The sequence below is a fragment of the Rudanella paleaurantiibacter genome (assembly GCF_009184635.1).
GTDB classification, from domain to species: domain Bacteria; phylum Bacteroidota; class Bacteroidia; order Cytophagales; family Spirosomataceae; genus Rudanella; species Rudanella paleaurantiibacter.
This window is the reverse complement of sequence record NZ_WELI01000011.1, coordinates 236,855-247,169: the sequence shown is the minus strand read 5'-3', so window position 1 is coordinate 247,169 and position 10,315 is coordinate 236,855. Positions and strand designations below refer to the sequence as shown.

Annotated in this window: 2 protein-coding genes and 1 pseudogene; 2 read left to right on the top strand and 1 reads right to left on the bottom strand. The window is 51.3% G+C overall.

The features are described from left to right. Positions 1-128: 128 nt before the first annotated feature. Positions 129-821, top strand: a pseudogene (locus F5984_RS22485) (NAD-dependent epimerase/dehydratase family protein); the annotation flags it as partial. A gap of 70 nt (positions 822-891) precedes the next feature. On the opposite strand, the gene F5984_RS22480 reads toward F5984_RS22485, so the two are convergent. Continuing rightward, positions 892-1,896, bottom strand: coding sequence for a LytTR family DNA-binding domain-containing protein (locus F5984_RS22480; protein ID WP_152126464.1), 1,005 nt, complete (start codon positions 1,894-1,896; stop codon positions 892-894). A 675-nt stretch (positions 1,897-2,571) separates the two neighbouring features. Here F5984_RS22480 and F5984_RS22475 point away from each other — a divergent pair. Further along, on the top strand, positions 2,572-10,281 hold the full coding sequence (locus F5984_RS22475; RefSeq protein WP_185155618.1) for a DUF11 domain-containing protein: 7,710 nt from the start codon (positions 2,572-2,574) through the stop codon (positions 10,279-10,281). Positions 10,282-10,315: the final 34 nt, after the last annotated feature.

Sequence of the window (10,315 nt, the reverse complement as noted above, 5' to 3'; positions counted from 1 at the left end):
TGCTGTTTGAGGATGGCCACCATTTGCGATTCGGTGAATCGGTTTGCTTTCATTTCCCTTTTGTTTACCGTGAAAATTAAGATTTTTGCTCTATTTTTCACTGGCTCACTTTCAGGGGTTCAAGACACGGTACCGGCGTACCTAAATTCGATGCCGTTGTTCACTTTGCGGCCGTGCCCCGCATCCTGATCAAACCCGACAATGAAACGTTTCGGGTGAATACCGTTGGTACGTACAATGTGATCGAAGCGGCTGTGAAACTGGGGATCAAGAAGGTGATCATTGCCTCGTCGGAAACCACCTACGGCATCTGTTTCTCGGATGGCCAAACCGACCCCAAATCGTTGCCGCTCGAAGAAGACTACGACGTTGATCCGATGGACAGCTACGGCCTGTCGAAAGTAGTGAACGAGCAGACCGCCCGTACGTTTGCGCGTCGGTCGGGGATTGATATTTACGCCTTACGGATTGGCAATGTGATTGAGCCGCACGAATACGCCGAACTGTTTCCGCATTATTTCCGGCACCCCGAAGTACGGCGTCGGAACGCGTTCTGCTACATCGACGCGCGCGATCTGGGGCAGATCGTCGATCTGTGTCTACAAAAAGACGGCCTCGGCTTTCAGGTGTTCAATGCCGGTAACGACCACAACGGGGCCGTACTCCCGACCAAAGAACTGGCCGAACGGTTTTTCCCGAATGTGCCTATCACCCGCGAGCTGGGCGAACACGAAGCCCTGTTCTCGAACCGCAAAATCATTGAGGTGCTTGGCTTTAAGGAAAAGCACAACTGGCGCAACTACGTGCCGGGAGAGTGGTGACAATTCAATTAGTTAATGGAGACGTGTTGGTTAAGTGGGCATACTTCTACGGAGAGTATGCCCACTTTGCTTAGTAAGCTGCCATATATTGACGAAATTCTTCAATTCGTCGGCGTGACACTTGGCCGGTTTCATCCAGTTTAGAAACATGCACGAATAGGCCACGTGCATTACCCTCTACTTTGGAAACTTTCTCCAGGTTAATGATGAAGCTGCGGTGCGTGCGCATAAACATGGGATACGGTTTGAGGGTATCCTCAATGTCACTGATTGACGTACGTATCAATGTTCGCTCCAGTTTGTATTCACTTTCTAGCCAGTGAATAAATACGTAGTTCCCTTGCGAGCGAACCATATAAAGTTGATCGGGTAATAAGCGTAAAATTACTCTATTGTTCTCGTGCAGTTTAACAAACTCTGAATCGGGTAAAACCAGCGATGTCTTTACGGTTTGGTGACCCTGCTGAGCCGTGTAAGGGCTGTCTGAATAAGCAGAAAATTGTATGCTTCTATTTAAATCGCTTGCTTCTGAAAATGCATTTGAATGTGTCTCTTCGACATCGGCTTTAACCCCGAAATAAGCTAATTGATATTGATTGAAAGCGTACTCATTATACCAATAAAACGCAATGGTGGGGATAATAAACCCGATGGCCACGTACACAGGTAAGAGCGGTTCATGGGGGACGCCGAATGCCTTATTGATAGTATATAGGAGTAGCGTTACTAAAAGATAAAGACTTACAACTACGCCCAATTGGAGGCATTTTAACTTGATTTGATCCAACTCACTATATGGTAGGCGAACTGGTTCTGGCCATATCCATTTCCATATTCTGAAGGCACAGCTTCGAATACTAATCAACGAAAGCGGAATGCTGCATATCTGGCAAGCGAATCTGGCAAGCCAGTTAGTGTCATGCCAATTCAGCCGTTCTTCTACATTTAGAAAATACAGCGTGATTACAATATAATAGCAAACAAGCCACATCGTCGATTGCAGAAAAGTGTGCGGTGGCCACGCTTCTTCAATCAACGCGGATTGCGCCAAACTTGGTTTAGGAGAAAGTAACATAGTTCGGTTTTGGTAGGAAAGAGCAAGACTAAACGTACTAACTAGTAGGTATTAATTACAGATTAATGTTTAGCTAAAACTATGCCATATTCATTAGGTATTCAAACTACGTGCATATGTAAAAAGTACTTATTGCCTGTTCTGTTGTCAACCCTTCCCATTCGTCAAATTTTCTTCCCAAATGCACGGAATGTGTTCCCAAATGCATTCAGGCCTTTCCCAAAAAAAATTTGGGAATTTTTTATCCAGTCGTAGGCATACGATTTGTATTCTTCTGAGTGTCTGTGGGTTCGTTGATTGGCTTTATTAATCAATGGGGTTAATGCCTGCCCGGCCTCACAATCGATTCCGTACGCTTATCCAATCAGTTCGAGAGTCATCCATCATACCACCTCTTTCCAGCTTCCTTAACCGTACTATTCTCTGTCAAAACCGGGGACTAGTTGCCAAACACAAGTTATTATGAACAAACTTTACAAAGGTTGCTTCAGGCTTGCCAGCTACCTGTTCGAGCGTGAGGCAGATTTTGACCGTGTTGCCAAACGGATTTCGGCCGTTTTGAACCTATGCTTTGTGGCGCTTTGGGTTTTGCTGAAAAGGGTATGGAACTTGGTTGTTTCTCCAGAATCAACTGTCTGGCAACGTACCGTATACGCGGCATCGTGCATACGATTTATGTCTACAGCGGTAAATCGGGTAGCCATTGGTATGCTCATGGCCGGTTGGCTGGGTGCCACGCAGACGCAGGCGCAAAGCCCGGGTGGTGTGAGTGGTAATTTGCAGCTCTGGCTCAAAGCGGATGCCGGATTGACCGGAACTACTACCGCAACCGGCTGGCAGGACCAAAGTGGGAACAGCAGGCCGATTACGGTGGTAGGGGCCCCTGCCTTGGGAAGCTCAATGAATTTTAACCCGGCCATTACACTGTCAGCCGGGAAATATTTCACAACCGCCCATAATGCGGCCTTGAACCCCACAGCCAATAAGGTCACCATTTTTGGGGTTACGAAACCCACCGCTCTGGATTTCAACCCGATCCTATCCAAAACAACTGTTAGTACCTGGGATAACGGCTACGGGATTAGTACCAACTCGCTGCAAAACATTGGTTTCTGGCATGGTGACTGGACGGGCACGCAACCGGGTTATGTACCCTTTGTGCCCTATCAGGCCGGTGTACCGTTTGTGGCAACAGGCTTCTGGGATACCAAACAAAATATGGTTGTTAATGGGGCGGTCTCTGCTACGGCAACGCAGACCCCAACTACCAATGCCGATCAGGTTGAAATTGGGTACGCCAAAGGGTATCAGTTTGTGGGCGACTACGCGGAGGTTATCTTATATAATGAGGATATCGGGGCTGCTGGACGGCAAAAAGTAGAGTCGTATCTGGCCATTAAATACGGGATTACACTGGGCCAAAGTACGACCCTGGCGGGCGTAAATTCCCTGAATTATAATTACGTCAACAGCAGTGGTTCGACGGTTTGGGCGGCCGCTGCCAACAGTGGTTATAACTACAATATTTTTGGTATTGGTCGGGATAATACCAGCGGGTTGCACCAAAAGCAATCGAAGTCAGTCAATGCTGCGGCCTTTGTTACAATTGGTAACGGTACGGGTATCAGCGCCAGCAATGCGGCTAATTCGAATGCGATGACTGATCAGACATTTGAGCTGGTTGGTGATAATGGTCTGTCAACGGGTTACGCAAACGCTTACACACCCGGCAGCTTTACATCGTCGGTACCCGTGTACTCGATGAATCGTATCTGGAAGGTACAGGAAACCGGAACGGTGGGGACTGTGACCATTAGCATTCCGGGTAACAGCACCGGAACATACCTGCTGGTGAAGTCGTCGTCCTCTTTCGGCAGTGGAGCCACCGAAATTGCCATGACTCCCGACGGGAACGGTAATCTGACGGCGCAGGTGAACCTGACGGACGGACAGTACTTCACGTTTGCCAAAGCACTCGTTGCTCCGGGTGGTGTAACGGTCGATCTACAGCTATGGGTCAAAGCCGACGATGGTGTGGTAGCAAGTGGTTCGGCCGTTAGTCAATGGACGGACCAAAGTATTGCAGACCATAATCTGATTCAGACGACGAGTGCTTTCCGGCCTCTGATTCAGCCTGCTTCAGTTGGTTTTAACTTCAACCCATCGGTGAAATTTGACGGTATCGATGACCGGTTAGCGTATAAACTAACCCGGTTTATGTCGACTACCAGTTCTGGAACCTTCTACGGAGCAGCCAGCAATGCGATCGACGGGGGGTACGAGAACCTGGGCGATCTGGGTATTGATAACCCGCATATGGGCACGCTGGGTAACCAGCAGATTATGTGGATGAACAGTTCGGCGCCGGTTCAGATTAATCATCCGACGGTATTAACCGCTAATAAGTCGACCCTGCTGGGGTATTTCTGGAACGGTGGAGCCCCTAATGTGGGTAGCGGACTCCGGCAAAACGGTACCGAGTTTTATGAACCTACTACCGAAGCGACCGCTGTGGGAAACAGTGGGCCGGTAGATGGGCAGTTTACGCTAGGGTCTTACGAAGGTGTCGAAAACTGGAACGGTAATATTGCTGAATCGTTTTTGTACAGCCGGAATCTGACCAGTCAGGAGAAAGATCGGGTGGATACGTACCTGGCCATCAAGTACGGTACCACGTTGACGCACAACTACCTGGCCAGTGACGGTTCGGTCATTTATAACGTTTCGAGCTACTCAGCCAATATTGCCGGCATCGGACGGGACGAAGCCTCCGGGTTAAACCAGAAACAATCGCGCTCGGTAAACACACCCGGTGGTCTTGTAACCATCGGCCTTGGTTCGGGGCTTGTATCGGCCAATGCGCTCAATACAAACAGCTTCGCGGCCAACAAGTCGTTTGAAATTATCGGCGACGATGGCCGGCCAGCCAGCTATTCGGCCCTGTACACCCCAACCAGCTTTACACCGGCGGGTAACGTGGGCTTTTATCGGATGGCCCGCACCTGGCGCGTTACCGAAACCGGAACGGTAGGAACGGTTGTGGTTGGTGTAGCTTCGTCGACAGGTGCTGAGTACCTGCTCGTGAGCAATTCAGCCAGTTTTGTACCAGCCAACACCCAGGAGTTAGTCTTGACACCGGATGGTAATGGGAATCTGGTAACAACCATTGATCTGGCCGACGGGCAATTCTTTACGTTCGGGGCGGCTCAAAAAGCACCGGGCGGTGTTAGCTCCAACCTAACCATTTGGCTCAAATCGGATGCTGGCGTAGTCACCAGTGGTACGGCCGTTACGCAGTGGGACAATCAGGCATTGCTCAATCCGTACAGTCTGTCCCAGACGGCCGCAGCCAACCGCCCCGAGTACATCACGAGCGGATCGCAGATGGTGAACTACAACCCGACCCTTTATTTCAAAGGGGCAAAGGTGTTGTATAACCCCAGCTCGTTCATGCCCGGTAACTCGCCCTTCACATTCATGATGGCCGCACAGGACGAATCGGCCGATCTGGGCGTGGGTACACTCCTCTCAACGGCTGATCTGTTCGATTACTTTGAGTTTAACAAACTGAACAACGGAACCCTTTCAAACGGCTGGAACCCCTACGGTGTGGGTGGTGTGCCTGATTTGGGGCCATTCGGAAAAGGAAACAAGTTCTCACCCGCCGGAGGGGTCAACGGCTGGTATAACGGTACGGGCTATACACGCAATGTCCTGACGCAACGCATTCAGCCCCAGGTAATCGGGTTTGCATCAGCCAACAGTGTTGCCTCGTTTGGTACATCGATGACCACCTGGACGGACGGGTATAAAGACACGCCAGGCTGGAGCTTTATTAACGAATCGGCCGCTTTGGCGTCTATTGTGCAGACGCACCTGTTCAAGAATCTGTCAGTAGGGGCAGACTTTGGTTCGGCGGGTACCGAGCCGTGGGAAGGTCCGATCAACGAAATCATTATTTACGGTAGCAACCTAAGCGATAACGAAGCCCAACGGGTTAATACGTACTTGGCCATTAAAAATGGGGTTACCCTGGGGCAAGGCAACGGTATTGTTAACCGGAACGGAAGCAACGTAGATTACCTCGCTACCAACAGTGCCGTAATCTGGAATGCAACTGCTAACTCGGCATACAGCTACGATATTGCTGGTATTGGCCTCGATAACTTCGAGGGGTTGAACCAGAAGCAATCTCGTTCGGTGAATGTAGGTTTCCAGCCGGCTATTGGTCTGGGAGCGGTGGCAGAATCGAATGAAGCCAACCCTAACGTGTTCCCGGCAGACAAGAGCTACTTGATTTGGGGTAGCAACGGGCTGGGAACGCAATATACCGTTAGTTACACGCCAAATAGCTTTACGCCTGTAGCTACGTTCGCGATCATGAACCGGGTCTGGAAAGTTCAGGAAACCGGTACGGTTGGAACAATTGCGGTTACAATTCCGGGAAGCTTGAAGGGGGTTTATCTATTGGTGAGCAATACCAACAGTTTCAGCACAGGTAATGCGGGCGTAACGGAATATGCCATGACTCCTGATGGTAATGGTAATCTGGTGGCTACGGTTGATCTAACCAATGGGCAGTTCTTCACGTTCGGCCAGGATATTGTCGCGCCCGGTTGCGTTACGGGCGGTTTAGATTTCTGGTTTGATCCAGCAGTTGGCATAACGAAGTCAGGGACAGTGGTCACCGGCTGGGCCGACCGTGATAGCGGAGGAAATAACCCGGAAGTGACACAGGCAACTACCACCTTGCAGCCGTCTTATTCAGATGGCGACGCCGTTAGTAACTATAACCCCTACATCAACTTTGCGAATAACCAGCGGCTCAACAGTGCTATTACCGGAAGCGATTACGCCCGGTCGCACACCACGTTTGGTGTAGTGAATAATTACACGTTTAAAGGTGATTATGGACACTTTATCCGGCTTACCAATGAGAATAATACGGAAGCCGGTCTACACAATTGGGGTCTGGGTCATTCTAATATTGAGACGGATAATGTTGGTTTGCACTACATTAAAGCGCCGTTCTCGGGCGGAAGTGGTGCAGCGGGTACTGATATCTACAATAAGATCAACCAGAACCGGTCGATTGTTATTGGCCAGCCAACGCTCTACGGGGCTTTTATTGACTCCTCAACTCCTTCTGCTACCTCCGTATTGGTCGGTCAGAACGGTAATGAAGCCGGTTGGGTAGGCACAGCGAACGTAACGAGCCTGCTTCCGTACGATTATATGGTAATCGGGGGGGGTAATGCCTACGGGATGAATAATAACAAAACGTCGGAGATTATTCATTACTCCCGCGCTTTATCCCAGACCGAACGGCAACGGGTGAACACCTATTTAGGGATCAAGCATGGTCTGACGCTGGAACACAACTACCTGTCTGGTACCGGAAACACCATTTATAACATATCGAGCTACTCGGCCAACGTTACGGGTATTGGGCGTGAAGATTGCCAGGGCCTGTTGCAGAAACAATCGAAGTCGGTGAACACCAATGCCCGGATGACGATCAGCATCTCAGGCACGGTTGCAGCCACCAACGCAACCAACCCAGGTTCGTTAACTACCGACAAAACGTTTGTTGTCATCGGCGACAATGGGGCAACCGGTACAACGGCTTTGTCGCTGGCAGCGGCTTCCAGTTGCCCGCCACCGCCATCGGCCGATCGGTACACGAATCTGTCGTACAAATTCACGGAAACGGGTAGCGCCGGTCCTGTACTGGTGCAGGAAAACCTAACTGGTTTTGGTTTCAACCTGAATTACCCGGTTTACATGCAGGTGTTTAGCGATGCCGGGTTTACCAACCTGTTGGTTTCGGTTCCGATGAGCTACACCAATGGGATTGGAACGGCCATCTATGATTTCCCGGCCAATGCAACCAGCTATGTACGCTTTGCGGGTAACACCACGGCACCGGCCAACCTCTGTGTAGCACCGAAGGCCCAGACGTTCCATTGGAACACCTGGTGGTACGGCGACAAGCAGAAAGTGCTGCTGCCCAACTACACGCCCGCGTCGCAGTCGGCTACGGCAGCTATGACCATGAGCGTGACCGTTACAGACAACAACAATATGCTGCTTTACCGGCCAACGGTGGATTGGTGGCCTGTGTTCGACGGCATCGGCCTGTTTATCCCGCGTAACGACAACGCCAGCACCGAGAACAATGTGATTACTACCCGGATGCAGTTCCGCCAGGGTACCTCAACATCGGTAGTCGCGGCCAATACGGTCAGCTTCAAAGTATGGGATGTGGACGGCTACATTGGCGGTCGGGATATTGTCAAGATTTACGGGAAGCAGGGGAGCAACATCATTAGCCCGCAGCTGAGTCGGTACACCCAATGGTTGCCATTCGACGCGCTCCAGTTGAATTATCAGGGCAGTCAGCAGCAAGCGATTGGCTCGAATATCCCCTGGGATCTGGGTGCCTGGGCCGATGTGTACGTAAACTTCGATACACCGGTTGAAGAGGTGTTTGTGGAGTATCGGAAAGACAATACCTATAACTTCAATGTGTACAACGATATGCGGATTGGGCCCGTTACGGTAACCTGTGCGCCCCCCAAGCCAAAAGAGCCGCTCGTCGACAACGTGTACGTGTACAAAGAAGTGGCACCAAACCCTCAGAAGACCGAAGAGCCCTTTACGTATAAGTTTACCGTTCAGAACACGAACTGCGTCAATAAAACAATTAACCTGACGGATAACCTGCCGAGTGGCTTAGTCTGGAGAGATAGCTCGTTTGTCAGCTCAACGTCGTTACTGGTTGGGTCGGTAAATGCTTACGGGAATACGAACAATCTGCAACTGACTAACCTGACCGTGCCGCCCGGAACGCATTACTTCTATGCGACTGCTAAAGGGAGTGCAGCGGGTACGTTCCTGAATCAGGCTACGTATGTTGTAACTAACGGTACGGGTGCAACTTACCTTTCTGATGATCCATCAGAAACAGGCACAACGGCTCAGCCTACTCCGCTGACGCTCATTCAGAATGACCCCGAGGCCAACCTGACCGTACAGAAAACCGTGAATAAAACAACAGCTGGGCAGAACGAGGTGTTGACCTACACCTACACTATCACGAACCCAAATGCAGGCTCAGCGGTGCTGAGTACGTTCCAGGATCTGCTGCCCGGTGAGTTGACGTACGTAGGTGGTACCCTCACCGGCATTGGTAGCGCAACAGCCTCGCCGTACAGCGGTTCGGCGGTATTGGCAATTCGAAACCTGAGTGTACCGGGGGGCAGCTCGCTGTCGTTCACCGTGCAGGCGAATACCAATAGTTTCACCATTGGTGCGGTGGCGAACAATATTGCGCGGGTAACGCCGGATGTAAATTCAGGCTTCCGCATTCAGACGTATAATTCATCGACGGCCAGCACAACGATTCTTGTGCCCCCAACAGTCGCTATTCTGAGTCCTGCGGCCAGCACCACTACAGCACTGAACCCGACGGTGTCGGGGACGGCTACGCCGGGAAGTACGGTCGTGTTGACAGGCCCCGGCCCAGCTACGCTTTGTACGACAACGGCCACTGTTGGAGGAACCTGGAGTTGTCAGGTGAACCTGTCGCCAGGCGAACAATCATTGACCGCCATTGCCAGCAATGTCGCCGGGGCGAGTACACCCGCCATCACGCAGATTACGGCCGTGAACCAGGTGACGCCGTTCACCACGTCGGCTCCACCGGTGAAAACCGCATCGGCGGGCGGAACCCAGACAGGGAATGCGGCAACCGAATTAGTGCCAACCGGTGGTACAACGCCGTTCACGTACAGCAACGACACGGGTAATGCCTCATGCTCTGCAGCCGCAGGGGCTACCGAGCTGCCCGCCAGCAGCAGCCTGACGGTGGACAGCAATACGGGCAGCTACAGCTACGTAGCACCGACCACCCCAGGAGTGTACTACTTCTGCATTAAGGTGTGCGACAACAGTTCGCCAACCCCGCAGTGTCAGACGAAAACGTATACACTCGTTGTGTCGCCGGTACCGGCCAGTGGGAATATCAACTGTACATCGACGCAGATTATCGGCGCTATCAACCAGGGTACACCGGGTAGTGGTGTGCTGAAAATCACGATGACCGTTAGCACAACCGGTAGTTTCCCGGTATCGGTCAGCGGATCGGGCTTCTCGCTGCAAATTCTGCCAACGAATCTGGTCGCTAACACGGGAGGCACGCAAACCTTCTACGTGCCCGTCAACTACAGTGGTGCTACACTCGGAACGTTGGATTTGACGATTACGGGAGCGGGTACCTGTACGTACAATCTGGCCGGTCAGACCCCAACGGGTAAAAACCAGCCGGTAATGGATATAGGTGGAAGCTGTATTGCGATTACACCGGCCTCGCTGGGTAAGTAAGTGGCTTATGGAAAAAATAGGACACCACTCAATC